We start from the raw sequence: 18659 nt of genomic DNA, 5'->3' as shown, positions 1-18659 counted from the left end.
AAGAAATGAGTGAAAACAACTCTTTTTTGGTCTTCTCAGGTACTAAGACAAGATATCTTGCTGAGAAAATCTGTGCTAGTTTAGGCTGTCCTCTTGGCAACTTAGTGATGACTCGCTTTTCTGATGGTGAGTTTGTTGTTTCTTATGAGCAGAGTATTCGTGGCAAGGATGTCTATCTTGTACAGAGCACATTCCCAAACTCTGATAACCTCATGGAGCTTCTCTTGATGATTGATGCAGCCAAGCGTGCTTCTGCACGACAGATTATTGCTGTTATGCCTTACTTTGGTTGGGCTCGTCAAGACCGTAAGGATAAACCTCGTGTCAGCATTGGTGCAAAGTTAATAGCCGACTTGTTGAGTGTTGCTGGTATCGATCGTTTGATGACCATGGACCTTCATGCAGATCAGATTCAAGGTTTCTTCAATGTTCCTGTTGACCACCTCTATGCTAGCGGTGTTCTTCTTCCTTATGTGCAGAGCCTTCACTTGAAGGATTTAGTTATTGCTAGTCCTGATGTTGGCGGCTCTAAACGTGCCAACACATACGCTAAGTATTTGGGTTGTCCGCTCGTTCTTTGCAATAAGACACGTGCTCGTGCAAATGTTGTAGATACAATGCAGATTATTGGTGATGTAAAGGATAAGAACGTAATCATCGTTGATGATATGGTTGATACAGCTGGTACCATTACGAAAGCAGCAGACATTATGAAGGAGGCAGGGGCAAAGAGTGTTCGTGCAATTGCTTCTCATTGCGTCATGAGTGGTCCTGCAACCGAACGTGTAGAGGCTTCTGCGTTGGAAGAGATGGTCTTCACAGATTCTATTCCATACACTGCTCGCTGTTCAAAGGTTAAGCAGATCTCTGTTGCCGATATGTTTGCTGAGACGATTAAGCGTGTTTTGAATAATGAAAGTATCTCAAGTCAATACCTTATCTAATTGATTAATTAAATAGGTAAAAACTTGTGATTAAACATATAATGAGGGGTAGAACGAAAAGTTCTGCCCCTTTTTTAGACTTTTATAGTCATTTTCGTTGATATAAGTCAATAAATGATGTGTGATGCAAAAAATAGTCTGCTAAAGTTTTGTTGTGTGCGGAAACAGCCTTACCTTTGCATTGTCAAAAGACAAATAGATTGTTTAGGTTAGTAGTAATAGATTTAGGTTTTTAGTTATTTAGTTTAAGGTAGAACAAAAGAGATTGTTCAGGTTTCAATTAAATAGGTTTAGTTTAGGTAATAAGTAAGATTGATTAAGGGATAACAATGACGCAAGATGATTGGGTGTACGCCGTGAGGCGATAACCCAAAAGTCAAGCTCAATCGTTCACAGAGATGTGAATTGACAAAGGGTACAGCACTTGATGCTGTACCCTTTGTCAATTCTATGGTCTTAATTAATTGTTGTCAGATAGATAGAGTTGAGCTCGAACTCTTCGTGATGATGATGAATATTGGTGGAGTTAATGCTCCGCACCACTGCTAATACATTCTCTGACTGAGGTTGAAAGGCTAAGAGGCTATACAAACGATATATAGAGGTGGATCGGAGGGAGAATAATTTTGCAGTCATTGCTATCATTATTTGGTAGGTTCTAAGTTGTTTTTAATTAGCGAGTTAATCAAATTGTTCAAAATGACAGCAACTTGTTCTTTAAATGAACTATGGTTTAAGAGACTTTTTAGTAAGCCAAAGTAGTGTTTGTTAAGGTAATAAGTAAAAACTTTCCTTATGCGTTTTTTCTATCGAGTTAATCGTCTAATCATGAAGTTTTATAGCTCTAAATTTGCTAATGTGGGATATAATATATACTTTTGCACATAAGATTTGCAACGTGCAAATCAGTGATTAGAGGAATAACGAACGAATGTCAATATCAAAAACTAGGCAGAAGCTTGTTGATGTAGCACGCCAACTCTTTGCAAAGAATGGCATTGCTAATACAACGATGAACGACATTGCGAAATCATCTGGTAAAGGAAGACGGACGCTCTACACCTATTTTAAGAGTAAAGATGATGTATATTATGCAGTGATAGAGTCAGAGTTGGAACGTCTATCGGATAAGTTAGATGAGGTGGCAGCAAAGCGTATTAAACCTCAAGATAAGATTATCGAACTGATTTACACCCACCTAAGTATGATAAAGGAAACGGTTATGCGTAATGGAAACTTGCGTGCAGAGTTCTTTAGAAATATATGGATGGTTGAGAAAGTACGCAAGAACTTTGATGAAGACGAGATTGAACTCTTTCGCAAGGTATACGCTGAAGCGAAAGAAGATGGCGAGTTTGATATTGACAATGTAGAGCTAGTTGCAGACATCACACATTATTGTATTAAAGGGTTAGAGGTACCATTTATCTATGGTCGATTAGGTCATGGATTAACTGAAGAGTCATCTCGTCCGTTAGTAGCAAAGGTGGTTTATGGTGCACTGGGTAAGGGTATTATAAAGTAATAACTAACAATATAAACTAAAACAATATGAAATTATTGGAAGGTAAGACAGCCCTCATCACAGGAGCTGCACGTGGTATTGGTAAAGCTATAGCATTGAAATTTGCAGAGGAAGGCGCTAACATCGCATTCACTGACCTTGTTATTGATGAAAATGGTAAGGCTACTGAGGCAGAGATAGCTGCTAAGGGTGTTAAAGCTAAGGGTTACGCTAGTAACGCAGCAGACTTTGCACAAACTGCAGAGGTCGTTGCTAAGGTTAAAGAAGAGTTTGGTTCTATTGATATCCTAGTTAACAATGCAGGTATAACAAAGGATGGTCTTATGCTCCGAATGACCGAACAGCAGTGGGATGCTGTTATAGCTGTTAACTTGAAGAGTGCCTTCAACTTCATCCATGCGTGCGTACCTGTCATGATGCGTCAGCGTGGTGGTAGCATTATCAACATGGCTAGTGTTGTTGGTGTACATGGTAACGCAGGTCAGTCTAACTATGCTGCTTCAAAGGCAGGACTTATCGCTTTAGCAAAGAGTGTGGCTCAGGAAATGGGGCCAAAGGGTATCCGTGCTAATGCAATTGCACCTGGTTTCATTGATACAGCGATGACTCAAGCCCTTTCACCAGAGATTCGCAAGGAGTGGACAGATAAGATTCCTCTTCGTCGTGGTGGTACTGTTGAGGATATTGCAAACACTGCAGTTTATCTTGGTTCAGACCTTTCTAGCTATGTATCTGGTCAGGTTATCCAGGTAGATGGTGGTATGAATATGTAATTAAAAGCCTCCCTATTCCCCAAAAAGGGATAGGGAGGCATTCTTGCTAAGGCTTCAAACTTGCGTTAGCAATACTCTTGAAAATCATAAATCACTAAAAGGAAATATACACCGAACCACAAGCACTCTTTTAGATGAGGCTTGGAAAAACTATATACTATGCAAGTACTTTACGAAGATAACCATGTCATAATTGTCTATAAAGAGGCTGGTGAGATTGTGCAAGGCGATAAGTCGGGCGATATACCATTGTCAGAGATTGTCAAACAATGGTTGAAAGAAAAATATCAAAAGCCTGGTAATGTCTTTCTAGGGGTTGTTCACAGACTTGACAGACCTGTTTCTGGTTTAGTTATCTTTGCTAAGACGTCCAAAGCACTTACTCGTTTGAATAACATGTTCCGCAATGGTGAGGTGCATAAGACCTATTGGGCAATTGTTACTCGACCTCCTTTTGAATCTGAAGCGACGTTAACTGATTGGCTTGTACGTAATGAGAAGCAGAATAAGAGTTACGCTTATAATCATCAAGTACCTACTTCCAAGAAGTCAATCTTACACTATAAGGTAATCAATCAGACAGACCATTACACGCTTTTAGAGGTTAATTTGATGACAGGAAGGCATCATCAAATACGTTGCCAGTTGTCTAATATGGATTGTCCTATTAAGGGTGACTTAAAGTATGGGGCTCCTCGTTCTAATCCAGATGGCGGTATCTGTTTGTTAAGCCATCGTGTGGAATTTATCCACCCAGTATCTAAGGAACTCATAAAAGTAGAGTCTCCTCTACCTAACGATAACCTTTGGCAAGCGATTGGAAGGTTCTAGTATTGTTTAACCCTCCAATCACCTTATTTATTATTAGCGTCCTTCATCAACAATAGGGTAGAGTTCTATGAACTCACCTTGATGTCTCTTACCATCGTTAATGACTGCTGCTATCTTCTCACTAACAACATCCACAGAGTGAGAACCAGGTCCTGTATAATGGTTATTCAGGTCAGTTGTGGTTGCACCAGGGTGTATGTCGAAGATATCAATAGGTAGATTGTTCTTATCAAACTCCATTGCTATGATACTAGTCATCGCATTTTGAGCTGCTTTACTAGCCACATAAGCCATCGGATGCCAGTAGGGACTCACCTCAGAAGGCACAGTTATATTGACAATTCGCCCCTTATTCACTTCCAACAAAGGGATAAGTGCCTTCGTCAAAGCAAATGTTCCAACATAATTTATCTGTATCGTTTCCAGTACGTCACGAATCTCTGACTTGTAACTAGGCACCTCCATGTCACCAGGTATACCCGCATTGTTTACAAGCAAAGCCAAATCAGGATACTTCTCCTTAATCTCCTTTGCCGTAACTAGCAGTGAGTCGTTATTGGAAAGGTCAACGTGTTGCCAACCAATAACGTCTACCCCTTCCTGTCTTAATGCTTTGATAGCAGCTTCGGCGCGCTCTTTATCTCTTGCACCAACAATCACTTGCCATCCACTCAAGCCCAAATATTTGCAAATGCCATAGCCTATACCCTTATTTGCACCTGTTACTAATACTTTTGCCATATCCTTGTTTTGATTAATCAGTAAGTTATTTCTTATCCACAAAGGTACGATTTTTTACTAAATGAGCAATCCCAATCTTTGTAATATACATCTTTTTCCCTACCTTTGTCACATCATTAAGTTATTAAGTACACATTATTAATAGTTAAAGATGAGATTGATAAGACCTTTACTCCTCACCATGTCGGCTGGAGTTGTGCTCTCTTCTTGTATTAAAGAAGAGGCTTTAAATGCAGAAGCAGATATTACCAATATCACAGTCAAGGGTACGGAACTAATCCGTAAACCGGTTATAACGAATAATGCTATCCAACTCTATGTCAATGGATGGGCTGATGTTACCCATCTCGCACCCGTATTTAACTTGACAGAAGGTGCAACGATTGAACCAAAGGATAGCACTGTTCGTGACTTCACTCAGCCTCAGCAATATGTTGTCACATCGCAGGATGGACAGTGGAAGAAGGCTTACACCGTCTCTTTCATTGCTAACAATGACATCGCAACAGCCTATCATTTCGAAACATTAAAGGTTGACAACACTGTTAGTTACGACACCTTCGTTGATAAAACACCTGATGGTGGCACCTTTGAGTGGGCGAGTGGCAATAGTGGAGTATCGTTTATTCTATCGGGAAAAGGGGCTAAGGACTATCCAACAAGCCAATCAGACGATGGCTATAAGGGCAAGTGTCTGAAGTTGACAACCATCAGTACGGGAGCTGTGGGGGCTTTGTTCGGTTCTCCAATAGCTGCTGGTAACCTGTTTACAGGCTCCTTTGAACTTGATTTTGGCGATACTGGCAAGTCAACTCACTTTGGTGTTCCCTTCCGACAGACGCCTTTAGCACTCGTTGGATACTATAAGTATAAAGTTGGTGATAAGTTTACTGATAAGAATCAAACGGAGATTAAGGATAGAAAAGACGACTTCGCACTCTATGCCGTATTGTTTGAAACTGGTGATGGAGTAGAGTATCTCGATGGTCATAATTCGCTGACTAGTGATCGGATAGTACTTAAAGCGATGCTAGAAGATCGTAAGGAAACAAACGAATGGACACGTTTCAGCATTCCTTTTAAGGCTGTTGACGGAAGGACAATAGATGCTGAAAAGTTGAAAGAGGGCAAATATAGTCTGGCAATCATTATGTCATCTAGTAAGGACGGAGCCAATTTTGAAGGTGCAGTGGGGAGTACACTCTATGTTGATGAACTAGAGTTATTCACTAAATAAGCTGTCATTTAAATACTTACAAAGTGATACTAAAGAATAAACTTAATAGTGTTTTGCATTAAAATGAATATACGAGTTATAGTACTTGCAGTCGTTAGTTTGAGTTGTTCCATGAGTCTCTTCGCACAAACCGACCGCACAGAAGCATTAGAATCAGCCGATCAGAACGGGTGGGAATATGAGTTGAAAGCAGGTGTAAACATCGGTGGTTCGTCTCCACTTCCTATCCCTGTTGAGATAAGAAAGATAACTAGTTATAACCCACGATTCAATGGAACGATTGAAGGAACAGCCACGAAGTGGTTGGGAGAAGACCGCCAATGGGGTGTATCAGTAGGTTTGAAGTTGGAAGAAAAGGGCATGATTACTGGTGCAAGAGTAAAGAATTACAGGACAGAGATTGTTGATGAGGGTAGTCATATAGCCGGTTATTGGACAGGCGATGTGCAGACTGACTATCATTCAACGCTCCTCACCATCCCAGTTATGGGCAATTACCGCATCAATGACAGGTGGAAAGTGCGTGCCGGGGTCTATTCTTCTATCAAACTAGATGGTAATTTCTCTGGACATGTTAGTAACGGATACCTCAGAGAAGGTACTCCAGTGGGGCAGAAACTGACCTTTAATGATGGACAAACAGCCTTTTACGATTTCTCTTCATCACTTCGCTCCCTTCATTGGGGTGCTCAAGCAGGTGCAACGTGGCGTGCCTTTAATCATTTTACCATCAATGCCGATATGACATGGGCAGCAAATGGTATCTTCAAGAAAGACTTTAAGACGATTAGTTTCAAGCTATATCCAATCTATCTAAACATCGGTTTTGGCTATCGTTTCTAGGTGTGCTTAGGAGAGAACAACATAAGACATAATATTCAATGAGGGCGTTTCTTCCTATCGAAGAAACGCCCTCTTCATAGCAAGGAAACGCCCTTCTCAAATGGAGAAAGGCGTTTCCTTGTTTTCGTTCCTGCTGCTTCTATTAATGAAGCATAGCCTCGTTACACACCGCCCCTCCCTCTCTTCCGCTTATCCTAACTAGCTTCCGTTAGGTTCTCCTCCCTTTTCAGGGAGGCAGGGTGGGGCTATCTTTTCCCTAAAGTGGCTTTGCCAATGTTAGCATTAACAGCCAATCGGTCTCTTGGATGTTGTATAGATTCAGAATCTCTGCGTCACTCTTAAACTCATCCAATAGCTGGTCGCGATTCTTATTACCCTTAGTTATCCAATTACCGAACAATTCGGCAGCACGTTGAGCGTCCCCTTTAGCCCATTGACAATAGCCTGCATTGAGGTAATCTTCCGTTGTTGGCAATGTATTCAGGAGTGTATCATAAAGCTGAGTGGCTTTGTCAAGACTCTTTTCCATGAGCATTGCCCATGCAAATACACGTTTCACATTCATGTCGTCAGGGTTCTGATAATCTAAGCGGAACAACTCTTCACGTACTTCAGATGATTTCCCTAATTTCAATAGAGCAATACAACGATTCAAAGCATAGTCCTTATTCTCTGCATCCAGTTGTAATAACTGTTCGTAAGTGTGCTCTGCTGTCTCGTAATCTTCGCAATCTAGCGCCGCACGAGCTTGTCCTTTTAGTGCCCACTCATTGTTAGGTTCCTTCTCTAAAGCCTTTAAGAAGAAGTCATAAGCACTATCAGGTCTACCGATATGGATGTTTGTGTAACCCATAAGAATGCTGTATCTCGGGTCGTCACTATAGAATGTACTGAGCAGTTCTATCAGTTTCTTGTATTGGTGTCGCTTATATAAATGCAGTGCTAAACGCAACTTCATGTCATCAAGTCCAGTGTTCATAAACGACTTATAGATAAAGAAGAAGATGTCTGCAACGAAGTCTCCTTTGCCATTATCTTCGAATGGGTTGATGAAATCCTGTGCTGTTCTATAGAGTCGGAAGAAGCGATATAAATCCTGAATGTACGCTCGACGGATGTTTGCAACACCTTCTTTCTCATCGAAAGAACCGAGTGGACCGAAGGCAGAGTCAGTCCCTATCATCTCTTTAATGTTACTTGGCAACTGGTTGATTACTTGCTCCATAGCAATCGCAAGGGAGTACTTATCCGAGTCACAAAGTGCCCCTCTCTCTACGAGAACATTGAGAAACTTCGAATCACCTAGCGCCCTTAAGGTGGGTCGAAGAGCAGGGTTTTCGATATAGAATGGTGTGAACCAATTCACTACATCACTAAAGAATGGGAAGCGTTTCATCTGTCGGAACCCACCGAAATAGATGTCCGAACCTTGCTTCTGCATATCCATCATCTTCTTAACCTGTTCCTCCATCTGCTCCATGCGTTTGTCTTCTGCATCTTGATGGAGTATGTTTTCAAGTTGATCCTCCTCCTTTTCAACAATGCCGATACGCCCAACAGTGAGGTTGGAATTGCGCATGATGTCTGGCATAATATCCCTTTGAATCTTGTCGTTGTCCTTTTCTGTGTCTAAACTATAGAAGAGTTGGATTTGTAAAGAGAGCAATTCGCGTGTCACACTAGCATCAGCACAAAGTTCTTTGATGATAGAATCTTGTTCAGGAAATATATCCATTCCCTCAAAGACAGATAGTACCCAACCCACGAGAGCACGCTGGCGAACATGGATGTCGGTTGTTTTCTGATAGATAGAAGTGAGTGTTTTGAACTTATAGATATCGAATTGGTTCATTGCACTCAATGTGATTGCACTGACGAGAATCTGCTGATCATTGGATATGACAGTAGGTGATGTCAATAGTTGGGAATAGAATTGATAGTCCTCTTCTGTCCATTGGCAAGATGTAAACAAGGCGTTGAACAGACGATTAATGAACAACTGATGACGATCGTAGAGTTCGCTTTCTTTCTCCTTTTGGGCTGTCTCTTGTTGTAGAGATAACATAGCTAAATCAGTGACAAAAGACTCTAAGACAGTGCGAACAAAGTCATGGCTAGTGTTGAGATGGTCGCTTATTTTAAAGGCATCAATGTATGCTGGTACATGTTTGCAACGCCAACTAATCTCTAAGTTGGCGGTCACACGATAAAGACGTTGTAGCAATGAGGCATAAAGAGAGGCGCGTTGCTGATCGATAAGTCCCCTCCCCATGTAGTCAACCATCAGTTGATAATCACGCTTGACAGCCTCAAATTCATCGTTACCCATCAGTGAAGGACGTTGTAAGAAGAGCTGATTTAATACTTCAATAGCATTATCCAATCGCTTATCCATCAGTTCACTTATAGTCTTACTAAGTATATCTTCTACGTTCACTGCGCTATTCTTTAAAGTTACTAATTATGTATCTATCTTACTTATTGTGGTTAAGAAAATCCCTAGCCATTATTAGGTCGGCTCTGCGAGGTGCTCCCACCTTTGTGTATTTGATGTCAGGTAAAGCCCGAACTGTGGCATCATCTGCCTGCATATACTTCTTTATCAAAGCCGCATAATACTTAACACCATGTTTATTAATCAAGTCGACAGCCTTGTCGTAAGCCTTTGCAAACTCCTCATCTTCCGATGGTCTGCGGTGCTTATCCATAATTGCAACGACCCCTAGATGTACACCTGCATCCACCGAATTAAATAGAGAGTTGTTGTCACCTTGCAGTGCCTTCGTAGTCTGTGGATCGGTAAACCAATAGGCATCTATCTCATGGTTCTGTAGCATCTTGAGCCTAACTAACACGTCATTGACCTGCACTTGGAACACTTGATACTTCGGTTTTGCCTTCTTAATGACCATGTTACTCAACAAGTCAGTGCCTGAGAAGCGTGTTTTGGCTATAATCTTATCACTTAAATCGGATAGTTTCTTTAGTTTAGAGGACCTATCGGCTATGAGCTGCCAGTTGAGGTTTGTGTCCGTTAGATAGTGCATTAACACTTTCTGTCTGTGCTTTAAACGCTCCGTCCGAACCAAATCGCTGAAGGCTGCCTGTACGCTTCCTCCAGCCATCGCAGTGTCACAATCCATCTGAGCATTGTATTGTTTTAGTCGGATATCTACTTTAGTTGTATCGTATAATACGCTATCTTTCAATAGATAAGCAGGTAGACAATCAAGCGTTGGCATTACTGCAACCTTGTAAGCTCGCTGATATCTCTCTTTCTCCGCCTGCTCTTGTGCCTTCTTTTCGACCTGTTGTTCCTTTGCAGACTTCCCACAACCAACGATCAAGAATATCGATAGTATGAATATGTAATAAGTACGTTTCATGTTGTGCAAAATTAATAATTAATTTTGTAACTAGGCAAATTCTTAGTACTTTTGTCCCACTATGTCAAAGGATAAAATAGCTTATGTCTGCAGCAACTGTGGGCAGGAAAGTGCAAAGTGGATAGGTAAGTGTCCTAATTGCGGGCAGTGGAATACATTCAAGGAGATACGTATTGCCGCTGATACTGGTACGCATGCTGCACGCCAAGCAGCAACTTCTTTGCGTCATACGAATGCTGGTGAAGTTGTCTCGGGATTGGCTAACAAGCCTCAAAGACTGCGTGATGTCTCTGCGAAGGATGAGCCTCGTATGGATATGCACGACGATGAGTTGAATCGTGTGTTGGGTGGTGGTCTGGTGCCAGGGAGCATTGTTTTGTTAGGAGGAGAGCCTGGTATCGGTAAGAGTACATTGACCTTGCAGACTATTCTACACCTATCTCAACGCATCTTATATGTTAGTGGTGAAGAGAGTCCGCATCAGATTCGTATGCGTGCGGAACGCATTACTAAGGATATACCAGAGAATATCATCATCTTATCGGAGACGTCTCTTGAACACATATTCGAGCATATCAAGGATGTAAAACCCGAACTCGTTGTGGTCGATTCGATACAGACTATATCCACAGAGGACGTTGACAGCAGTCCTGGAAGCGTCACTCAAGTGCGTGAATGCGCCTCTGCTCTATTGCGATTTGCGAAGACTAGCGGCGTACCAGTGGTTCTTATCGGTCATATAAACAAGGAGGGAAGCATCGCCGGACCGAAGATTCTAGAGCACATAGTCGATACTGTGATTCAATTTGAGGGTGATCAACATTATATGTATCGCATTCTTCGGAGCATAAAGAACCGCTTTGGCTCCACATCAGAGCTGGGTATCTATGAGATGGAACAGCAAGGTCTGCGACAGGTAAGCAATCCGTCGGAGTTACTACTTACTGAAGACCATGACGGACTATCAGGAGTTGCGATCTCAAGTACCATCGAAGGCGTTCGACCCTTCCTCGTTGAGACACAAGCACTGGTATCTTCTGCAGCCTACGGAACGCCTCAACGTTCAGCAACTGGCTTTGATCAGCGTCGCTTAAACATGTTACTTGCAGTGTTGGAGAAGCGTGTTGGCTTTAAACTCATGCAGAAGGATGTGTTCTTGAACATAGCTGGTGGACTGCGAGTAACCGATATGGCGATGGACTTGAGTGTGATTGCTGCAGTGTTATCATCCAATGTTGACACCCCAATCGAGGCTGGTTGGTGCATGTGCGGAGAGGTTGGCTTGAGCGGTGAAGTGCGCCCCGTCAGTCGTATCGAACAACGTATTGCCGAAGCAGAGAAGCTCGGTTTCAGTCATATTATCATCCCGAAGTATAATATGTCAGGGCTTACTGGCAAGTATGCAATACAACTTCACCCTGTAAGGAAGGTTGAAGAGGCTTTGAGGATATTGTTTGGATAACCCATCCTTATATATGAATATTGGCAGAAACAAGCGTTATTACTGTTTCTGCCAATATTCTTTTTATATACAAAATGCAGTATATTAGGTGATTATAAAATATCTCTAAAGTTAAAGATAATGCCTAATTAGCTTTCAATTAAAGCTTTACTTATAGATATAAGGGCGTATAATCTTTGCCCAAACATCATACCCTTTCTCGGTTAAGTGCAATCCGTCACGACAATATTCAGCCTTCATTGTTTGCGGTTTAGTACCAAGAAGCGGCGTGTAAAGGTCGATGTAAGTGAGAGCGTGGCTCGCACAATACTGCTTCAGTTTGTTGTTTAGTTGGATAATCAGGTCATCCTTCCCTTTAAGATACTTCCACGTACCCACTTCCTCATTAAGTGGTAGAAGGCTCTGAACGTATAGTTCCGTCTTAGGACACTGCTTTCTTATTGTTGTCAACACGTTAGTAATTCCTTGGAAGACCCGTTCAACACTCCAGCCATGGCTTAGATCATTCGCACCACACTCGAAGAAGATCTTTTTGGGATGGTAAGGAAGCACCAAGTCAAGCCTGTTGTACATCCCCTTGCTATCGTCTCCAATGATTCCCCGATTGATGATCTTGCCTGCACCAGGGAAGTGTCTGTTCCAATCGCCACCATATTCTGAATGGCTATCACCATACATTACGATGACATTGGAGGGCAGTTTGCCCTCTTCTTTGAACTGTTTCACCTTTATACTATAGTGTTTTGCCCCATGATAAACAGGGTGTTGAGTTTGCGCAGAGAGGCTCCCTAGCGATAGAAGAAATAGTGAAGTAAGGAAGAAGCTCCTTATGTTTAATAGTCTATGATGTGCCATTTTGATGTGTTAAACTACCTACAAAAGTAAGGAAAAAGATGGAGAATAAAGAGAAAAAGTCTGGTTATCTGTCCTAGAGGTAGTAGATAACCAGACTTTTTAAAAAGGGATTTCTTAAATCTTCTGTATGCCTGTTAGCGCATAAGTTTCAATACTCTTGTAAGGTACTTTTGGGTCTTTGCCACATCATACTTTATACCACCACTCCATAAGCGGATGGCTTTCTCAATGTTATTAAGCGGATTGTGGAAGGATTGGATGATAACAAACATCTCCTTAGACTTCGTTGCGTTAAATCGATCAGATAGTGTGTAACGCTTTGAACTGCCTCTACTTTTAAGGATGTTATTACATTCCTTGACTAGAATAGGGGATATTTGAAGAACTCCAACATACGACCCATTAACCGCTAAAGCATTCCCCTTGCTTTCAAGTTGGATGATTGCGTCCATTACAGGACCCCAGTTAAACTTGCTACTTTGAGCATTTGCTTCAACAGATGAAGCCAAAATCATTAAGAAACTAACAATTACTACTTTAAAAAATCTCATCATTTAAAACTTTCCGGAACCTTAGATAAGTTGCTCAAGAGAGTTACCTTCTATGGTGCGTTCCTATGTGAGAATGAGTTACCACCGCACCTTAGTTCCATATTAACGCTTGCAAAGATACAAAAAATATTGCTGATAACCAAATAATTAGCATTTGTTTCAAATAGAGTTACTCGAATGGGAAGGGGCGTGATAAAGCCCCACTCAGCCCTTCCGAAGGGGGAGGAGTACCTCACGGGATGGGTATTTGTTTGGCTGTTGGAGGTTGGTTAGTGTGTTGCGAGGCTGTGCCTTGTTTATAAGAATCAAAGGGGCACTAAGAAGGAAAGGCTCTTCTCCATTCAAAGCGGGCGTTTCTTTGCTATGAAGAAGGCGTTTCCTTGTATCAAGGAAGTGCCTTCGTCAATTAGAAAGGATTATCTCAAACTAGTGTCAGACAAGGGGGCTATCCCTACTTTGAGGCACTCTAATCAATGGAGCAAATAACTTGTCCACTTACAACTTGTGTACTCGTCAACTCTACCTAACCACAATTTGTGACATTCAAAAAGATTAATTACCTTTGTGCATATATTCTTTTAGAATCGTTATAGGGCATTTATCCAATTATATTCCTGGTTTATTCTTAGCATGGTAAGACGTAGAAGGAGGCGCAGTAAGCGTAAAAACAATAATAGAAAACTATGGATATGGGGCTGTGTGGCTCTGTTTACACTTGCTGTTATCCTTGTGGTCGACCTTAAACCATGGCGTCACAAGCATGCAACTGTTAGTGATGAATGGCCTTACCATGACCTAACAAAGGGAGAATATACCAAAGATTTCGATGGTTTAGACCTATCTCGTCATCAAGGAAAGATACACTGGGACGAGCTAGTTGATGAGAACCCGCAACTCAAGTTTGTGTATCTTAAGGCTACGGAAGGCAGTTCTGTGGTTGATCCCTATTATCAGAAGAACCTCAAGGAGGCTAAGAAACGAAACCTACTAGTGGGTTCGTATCATTTTCTCACACGTCGTACTTCAATGGAAAGGCAGGTTGATAACTTCCTTTCTAACATCGACCTACAGCAACAGGACTTGCTTCTTCTGGTCGACATAGAGGATGATGGAACAAGAGGATGGGATAGTCAACTAATAAAGAAGAACTTATCACGGTTCATTCAATTAGTTAAAGAGCGCACAGGACACGCCCCAATGATCTATACCAATGAGTCTTATTACCATTTACATCTCTATCCAGACTTCAATCATTATCGCTTGTTTATAGCTAATTATAACCTCCCTCCAGTCTTAGGAACAGCCAAGTATGATATCTGGCAATCGAGTAAGAAGGGCAGAGTAAAGGGTATTTGGACCCATGTAGACATAGACCAATTACGTGAAGGAGTCAGTGTTGACGACTTTAAAATGATGAAGTAAAGCTAACAAAACAGTCTTTATTGACAGTCACCAGCAATCTTATTCATAATGCGAATAGACTCATCTGCCTTATAAACATCCTTTCCCAGTTGGCTAAAGTCTATGATGCTTCGATAGACACTAGTAAAGGCTACGAGCTTCTTACCCCTTACGAACAAGAGAGTACACATGTTATCATACATGGTGTTATCGATGATAACATCTCTATCTCCACCATATCCCATGTCGATACTCTCGTTAGTTGCAGTGATACTATTGTATGGTTTGACCACAACCATCATGTCCCAATCTTTGTCCTTATAGAGTGAATGAACCGAGATACAGGTATTTTGCTTTTGTATCGTTTGTAGGTTATCAGTGATATTGACCTCTTTGTAAGGGATTCTAATACACAGAATGATAGCCACGAAGAGGATGATTGTTGAAATAGTTAGTAGTATAGTCTTCCGTTTCATATTGTTTTTTCATTGTAAAGGTTAGTGTTGTAAACTTATAATTGGTGCTGCTTGCAAGTGCTGTTAACACTTACCTCGGTAAGAGCCCTTCGATAGATCACCTATCTAATAAGTCTCTTGCAAGCAACACACAACAATCAAGTGGGACAGAGGTTAGGCTAGTCCTTCTATCTGTCCACGCACAATATCAATCTTCTCTGCCTGTGGCACCTTTGGTAAACCAGGCATTCTCATCATGTCACCAGCGATAGCAACAATCATTTCAGAGCCACCATTGATAACAAAGTCACGAATAGTAATATCGAAGTTCTTCGCTACTCCCACCTGTTTAGGGTCTTCGCTGAATGAGAATTGGGTCTTGGCAATACAGATAGGGTAGTGCCCCATGCCCCATGCTTGTACACGTTGCATCTTCTTCAAAGCGATTGGCTTGAAGATAACAGATCGTGCACCATAAACGTTCTTAGCCACCTTCTCAACCTTGACTTCTATACTATCTTCATCAGAGTAGGTCATGTTGATAGCCTTTGCACCTTGCTTATCTATCGTCTCAACAACGAGCTTTGCCAAGTCTTCTGCACCTTCACCGCCTTTCATAAACACGTTATTTTCAGCGAAGCCAACACCTACTTGCTTACAATGGTCAGCCAACAACGCTACTTCCTCATCGCTATCATCACCATATCTATTGAGTGTTACGATGACTGGTTGACCAAAGTTTTGCATGTTCTGAACGTGCTTGTCAAGATTAGCAAAACCTTCGATAAGTGCTTGTCTACCCTGTTCTTGAGTACTACCATCCGTGAGTCCGCCATGTAACTTCAAGCCTCGTAAGGTTGCAACAAGCACTGTGACGCGTGGATGAATCTCTCCCTTGCGGCATTTGATATTGAGGAACTTCTCTGCACCAAGGTCTGCTCCGAACCCTGCCTCGGTAACTGCATAATCACTCAAGGACATTGCCATCTTCGTTGCTAACAAACTATTGCAACCATGAGCGATGTTTGCAAAGGGTCCACCATGCACCAATGCGGGTGTAGCCTCAAGTGTTTGGACAAGGTTCGGTTTGATTGCATCCATCAACAAAACGGTGATTGCACCTGCAATACCTAGGTCTTTCACTTTGAATGGTTTGTCATCAAAGGTAATACCAAGCACCATGTTCTCTATACGACGGCGTAGATCGCTTTCACTAGAGGCTAAACATAGAGCCGCCATAATCTCACTTGCAGGTGTAATATCAAACCCCGATTGGGTCGGCAAACCATCAGTTGTTGCGCCCAAACCCGTTACGATGTTGCGAAGACTGCGGTCGTTCACATCAAGAACACGCCTCCATAGAATCTGCTTGAGCGTGAATCCCTGGTTACGGTGCTGATAGATGTAGTTATCCAATAGTGCTGCAATCATGTTGTGTGCGCTTGTTATGGCATGAAAGTCGCCTGTGAAGTGCAGATTTATCTTCTCCATCGGTACCACTTGGGCGTATCCACCACCGGCAGCACCACCTTTCATTCCGAAACAAGGGCCTAAACTCGGCTCTCGCAAAGCCAATACAGAACGTTTCTCCATGCGATTAAGAGCCATAGAAAGCCCTATGCTCACGGTTGTTTTACCAATACCTGCACGGGTAGGGGATATCGAACTAACAAGGATTAAATGGTTTTTAGCAACGCGTTCTTCGTCTATTAAGGTGAGAGGAACCTTAGCCATATACTTCCCATAGTGCTCTAACTCGTCTGCAGGAATACCTATTGTCGCTGCAACTTCTTCTATTCGCTTCATCTTACATGAGCGTGCGATCTCAATATCCGATTTCATAGTTTCAATATTTAAAATTTAGTTATGTAGGCAAAGATAGGAATATTTTCTGAATCTACTAGCCTATTCGTAATAAAGTTTTAACCTATCGTTACGTTTTTACGAATAGATGTCTTATTAGCTAAAATACATGATTTACTATTCAAGGTTATGGTCGCTTCTTGTGCTGTAAAGTTCCATTTTTGAAACAAAAGACAATCTCCTGATTCGCTTCTGTTAGGCACTCTTCCCCTAAGTAGATGTTGAGCTGGTTTTAAAGAGAGCCTTTCTTGCCATTGAAGAGGGGCTTTCTTCGATAAGAAGAAACGCCCTCTTCGATGTGAAGAAGGCGTTTCCTTTTATGCGTTTGCTTGTTGGTTGCTAATGATGCTATGCTACATAAGACTAAACCTCACCCTTTTCTGTGCGACTAGCTAGCCTTTATTGGTTATTTTCGGAGGTTTTACATGAACAGATTTGCCCCCCAGATGAGCAAGGCGTAACGTATCACTTTACCCAAGGTAATGCTGAATACTGACAAAGGAAGGTTCGCACGTGTAAGTCCAAGAACCACAGTTATGGCACTACCCAGTATCGGGAGGAAGGCAAAAAAGCCCATCCATGCTCCATGCCCACCCATGAATTTATAGGCACGATCTATGGAGCTCTGTTTGAGATGGAAGTATTTTTTAAGCCATTCGAGCTTTCCCAATCGTCCTAACCCATAGTTGACCATACCCCCCATGACGTTTCCTATGCTGCCATAGATGAGTAGTGGCACAGGATCAACGCCTGCTGCAAGAAGTCCAAGCATAACAGCTTCGCTACTAAAAGGCAATACACTACCAGCAAGGAAGGCTGAAAGAAACATGCCCCAATAGCCGTAGTCGATTAGAAAGTGGGTGATAGCGTCCATAAATTGATGATAGTTATGATGAGTGCAGCAGCCGACAAGAGGATAAACACCCAGTTAGTTATACGTGTGTGAGTTAATGCAAAGAAGTGAGCAATGAGTGGTGATGTGGTCACAATGAGCACACTTAGCAATGCTTCGAAGTGTTGCGGTTGCAAGAAAAGGAATACGATTGTTGCAATATCAATGGTGATAAAGACTTGAAAGAACAATCGTATGCGTATGCTGTCATTGCGTTTTTGATTTGAAAAGTGTATGATTCCAATGATAGCACATAATAGAACATAAGCCAAGACGGCTATGTTACTTGTGGTTAAGGACGTGAAATCGAGTGGTTTCTCAAATACACCTAATTGTAAGAAATGCTTAACTAGCAAAGAGATCTCGCCCTTTGCTGCAAGATAAGGCGCATAGAACCAATAGGGGAGAGTGATACCAAGCAGAGACGCAACGAAACTTTTTCCGCTTAAAGAGAGTAGGTTGGTGCGTGAGATAACCCAAAGTATGGGCAAGAAGTAGAGTACCTGCGCCCATACCACGCTTACCATACCAATACAGAAGTACGCATAAAAGGTCCATCCAGGCGCATTTGTGTCTTGATAACAGCGGAAAGACAGGCTGTAAAAGCCCACTATTCCTAGCATGACAATCGATGAACGGATTGATGGAAACATAAAGACAGCCATCGTCGCAAGCACGATGAATGAGCAAGACACCATTCTGCTATAGATGCGAATGAGTGCATTTGCATTGTTAAGTTCCATCATTAAATAGGTAGCTAGTAGCAAACAAACACCTGACGCAACCACTGTTAAGCTATGTAAACCAGCCACTATCCATACAAGCATAGCCGCTGAAACCACCCACGCTTGGGTCCAGCGGCTCTCTGCTATTCGGTTTTGAATACGCTTCTTCTGCATA

General features: G+C 41.9%; 18 protein-coding genes. 8 read left to right on the top strand and 10 right to left on the bottom strand.

Features of this window, described 5'->3' with window-relative positions; genetic code table 11:
* The first annotated feature begins 5 nt into the window (after positions 1-5).
* Positions 6-944 (top strand): ribose-phosphate pyrophosphokinase, encoded by a 939-nt coding sequence (locus tag O3603_RS03145; RefSeq protein ID WP_009435968.1) that lies wholly within the window; start codon positions 6-8, stop codon positions 942-944.
* Between the two features lie 456 nt (positions 945-1400).
* On the opposite strand, the gene O3603_RS03140 is transcribed toward O3603_RS03145, so the two are convergent.
* Positions 1401-1580, bottom strand: coding sequence for a hypothetical protein (locus tag O3603_RS03140; protein ID WP_314517530.1), 180 nt, complete (start codon positions 1578-1580; stop codon positions 1401-1403).
* Positions 1581-1875: 295 nt separating this feature from the next.
* Here O3603_RS03140 and O3603_RS03135 point away from each other — a divergent pair, with 295 nt between their 5' ends.
* From O3603_RS03135 to O3603_RS03125, 3 genes are all read left to right on the top strand, one after another.
* Entirely contained in the window at positions 1876-2469 is a 594-nt protein-coding gene (locus O3603_RS03135) for a TetR/AcrR family transcriptional regulator (protein ID WP_155715740.1), read from the top strand.
* A 26-nt stretch (positions 2470-2495) separates the two neighbouring features.
* Complete coding sequence (fabG, locus tag O3603_RS03130) at positions 2496-3242, top strand: 3-oxoacyl-[acyl-carrier-protein] reductase (RefSeq protein WP_155715739.1); 747 nt, start codon at positions 2496-2498, stop codon at positions 3240-3242.
* A 159-nt stretch (positions 3243-3401) separates the two neighbouring features.
* A complete protein-coding gene (locus O3603_RS03125; protein WP_009435993.1) occupies positions 3402-4073 on the top strand; it encodes an RluA family pseudouridine synthase in 672 nt (223 codons plus the stop codon).
* A gap of 33 nt (positions 4074-4106) precedes the next feature.
* On the opposite strand, the gene O3603_RS03120 is transcribed toward O3603_RS03125, so the two are convergent.
* Positions 4107-4814 (bottom strand): SDR family NAD(P)-dependent oxidoreductase, encoded by a 708-nt coding sequence (locus O3603_RS03120; protein ID WP_371520476.1) that lies wholly within the window; start codon positions 4812-4814, stop codon positions 4107-4109.
* 151 nt (positions 4815-4965) lie between these two features.
* Here O3603_RS03120 and O3603_RS03115 point away from each other — a divergent pair, with 151 nt between their 5' ends.
* Positions 4966-6051 carry a PCMD domain-containing protein gene (locus O3603_RS03115; protein WP_371520473.1) on the top strand — a complete coding sequence of 362 codons (1086 nt, stop codon included), beginning with the start codon at positions 4966-4968 and terminating at the stop codon, positions 6049-6051.
* Between the two features lie 63 nt (positions 6052-6114).
* A complete protein-coding gene (locus O3603_RS03110) occupies positions 6115-6894 on the top strand; it encodes a porin family protein (protein WP_155715736.1) in 780 nt (259 codons plus the stop codon).
* 256 nt (positions 6895-7150) lie between these two features.
* Here the strand turns inward: O3603_RS03110 and O3603_RS03105 are convergent, their stop codons facing one another.
* Both O3603_RS03105 and O3603_RS03100 read right to left on the bottom strand, forming a co-directional pair.
* A complete protein-coding gene (locus tag O3603_RS03105) occupies positions 7151-9331 on the bottom strand; it encodes a tetratricopeptide repeat protein (protein WP_371520470.1) in 2181 nt (726 codons plus the stop codon).
* A gap of 37 nt (positions 9332-9368) precedes the next feature.
* Complete coding sequence (locus tag O3603_RS03100) at positions 9369-10280, bottom strand: ABC transporter substrate-binding protein (RefSeq protein ID WP_371520467.1); 912 nt, start codon at positions 10278-10280, stop codon at positions 9369-9371.
* A gap of 61 nt (positions 10281-10341) precedes the next feature.
* Here O3603_RS03100 and radA point away from each other — a divergent pair, with 61 nt between their 5' ends.
* Complete coding sequence (gene radA / locus O3603_RS03095) at positions 10342-11742, top strand: DNA repair protein RadA (protein ID WP_371520464.1); 1401 nt, start codon at positions 10342-10344, stop codon at positions 11740-11742.
* Between the two features lie 147 nt (positions 11743-11889).
* Here the strand turns inward: radA and O3603_RS03090 are convergent, their stop codons facing one another.
* Both O3603_RS03090 and O3603_RS03085 read right to left on the bottom strand, forming a co-directional pair.
* Entirely contained in the window at positions 11890-12597 is a 708-nt protein-coding gene (locus O3603_RS03090) for a GDSL-type esterase/lipase family protein (RefSeq protein ID WP_371520461.1), read from the bottom strand.
* Between the two features lie 134 nt (positions 12598-12731).
* Positions 12732-13151, bottom strand: coding sequence for a hypothetical protein (locus O3603_RS03085; protein ID WP_036895674.1), 420 nt, complete (start codon positions 13149-13151; stop codon positions 12732-12734).
* Positions 13152-13778: 627 nt separating this feature from the next.
* Between O3603_RS03085 and O3603_RS03080 the strand changes: the two genes are divergently transcribed.
* Positions 13779-14570, top strand: a complete 792-nt coding sequence (locus O3603_RS03080) for a glycoside hydrolase family 25 protein (protein WP_371520458.1) — start codon at positions 13779-13781, stop codon at positions 14568-14570.
* A gap of 17 nt (positions 14571-14587) precedes the next feature.
* Here O3603_RS03080 and O3603_RS03075 read toward each other — a convergent pair whose 3' ends face one another.
* The 4 genes from O3603_RS03075 to O3603_RS03060 all read right to left on the bottom strand — a co-directional run bounded on the left by O3603_RS03075 (position 14588) and on the right by O3603_RS03060 (position 18658).
* Positions 14588-15025, bottom strand: a complete 438-nt coding sequence (locus O3603_RS03075; protein ID WP_009435813.1) for a hypothetical protein — start codon at positions 15023-15025, stop codon at positions 14588-14590.
* Positions 15026-15178: 153 nt separating this feature from the next.
* Positions 15179-16846 (bottom strand): formate--tetrahydrofolate ligase, encoded by a 1668-nt coding sequence (locus tag O3603_RS03070; protein WP_371520455.1) that lies wholly within the window; start codon positions 16844-16846, stop codon positions 15179-15181.
* A 442-nt stretch (positions 16847-17288) separates the two neighbouring features.
* Positions 17289-17741 carry a YqaA family protein gene (locus O3603_RS03065; protein ID WP_009435804.1) on the bottom strand — a complete coding sequence of 151 codons (453 nt, stop codon included), beginning with the start codon at positions 17739-17741 and terminating at the stop codon, positions 17289-17291.
* The gene (locus O3603_RS03060) at positions 17717-18658 is read right to left on the bottom strand and encodes a hypothetical protein (RefSeq protein WP_371520452.1); all 942 of its coding nucleotides are present in this window, start codon (positions 18656-18658) and stop codon (positions 17717-17719) included. The genes O3603_RS03065 and O3603_RS03060 overlap by 25 nt, the downstream gene beginning before the upstream one ends.
* Between the last annotated feature and the right edge of the window lies 1 nt (position 18659).

This window comes from Prevotella sp. 20925_1_30 (assembly GCF_041433025.1).
GTDB lineage: Bacteria > Bacteroidota > Bacteroidia > Bacteroidales > Bacteroidaceae > Prevotella > Prevotella vespertina.
Note: the sequence above shows the minus strand (reverse complement) of the source record. Positions and strands in the feature narration are given on the sequence as shown.

Excerpts from the sequence above, each read along its gene's own strand:
- O3603_RS03135 (WP_155715740.1), top strand. The coding sequence starts at position 1,876 with ATGTCAATATCAAAAACTAGGCAGAAGCTTGTTGATGTAGCACGCCAA.
- O3603_RS03085 (WP_036895674.1), bottom strand. The coding sequence starts at position 13,151 with ATGATGAGATTTTTTAAAGTAGTAATTGTTAGTTTCTTAATGATTTTG.
- O3603_RS03125 (WP_009435993.1), top strand. The coding sequence starts at position 3,402 with ATGCAAGTACTTTACGAAGATAACCATGTCATAATTGTCTATAAAGAG.
- O3603_RS03060 (WP_371520452.1), bottom strand. The coding sequence starts at position 18,658 with ATGCAGAAGAAGCGTATTCAAAACCGAATAGCAGAGAGCCGCTGGACC.
- O3603_RS03090 (WP_371520461.1), bottom strand. The coding sequence starts at position 12,597 with ATGGCACATCATAGACTATTAAACATAAGGAGCTTCTTCCTTACTTCA.
- radA (WP_371520464.1), top strand. The coding sequence starts at position 10,342 with ATGTCAAAGGATAAAATAGCTTATGTCTGCAGCAACTGTGGGCAGGAA.
- O3603_RS03120 (WP_371520476.1), bottom strand. The coding sequence starts at position 4,814 with ATGGCAAAAGTATTAGTAACAGGTGCAAATAAGGGTATAGGCTATGGC.
- O3603_RS03115 (WP_371520473.1), top strand. The coding sequence starts at position 4,966 with ATGAGATTGATAAGACCTTTACTCCTCACCATGTCGGCTGGAGTTGTG.
- fabG (WP_155715739.1), top strand. The coding sequence starts at position 2,496 with ATGAAATTATTGGAAGGTAAGACAGCCCTCATCACAGGAGCTGCACGT.
- O3603_RS03110 (WP_155715736.1), top strand. The coding sequence starts at position 6,115 with ATGAATATACGAGTTATAGTACTTGCAGTCGTTAGTTTGAGTTGTTCC.
- O3603_RS03065 (WP_009435804.1), bottom strand. The coding sequence starts at position 17,741 with ATGGACGCTATCACCCACTTTCTAATCGACTACGGCTATTGGGGCATG.
- O3603_RS03145 (WP_009435968.1), top strand. The coding sequence starts at position 6 with ATGAGTGAAAACAACTCTTTTTTGGTCTTCTCAGGTACTAAGACAAGA.
- O3603_RS03080 (WP_371520458.1), top strand. The coding sequence starts at position 13,779 with ATGGTAAGACGTAGAAGGAGGCGCAGTAAGCGTAAAAACAATAATAGA.
- O3603_RS03070 (WP_371520455.1), bottom strand. The coding sequence starts at position 16,846 with ATGAAATCGGATATTGAGATCGCACGCTCATGTAAGATGAAGCGAATA.
- O3603_RS03075 (WP_009435813.1), bottom strand. The coding sequence starts at position 15,025 with ATGAAACGGAAGACTATACTACTAACTATTTCAACAATCATCCTCTTC.
- O3603_RS03140 (WP_314517530.1), bottom strand. The coding sequence starts at position 1,580 with ATGACTGCAAAATTATTCTCCCTCCGATCCACCTCTATATATCGTTTG.
- O3603_RS03100 (WP_371520467.1), bottom strand. The coding sequence starts at position 10,280 with ATGAAACGTACTTATTACATATTCATACTATCGATATTCTTGATCGTT.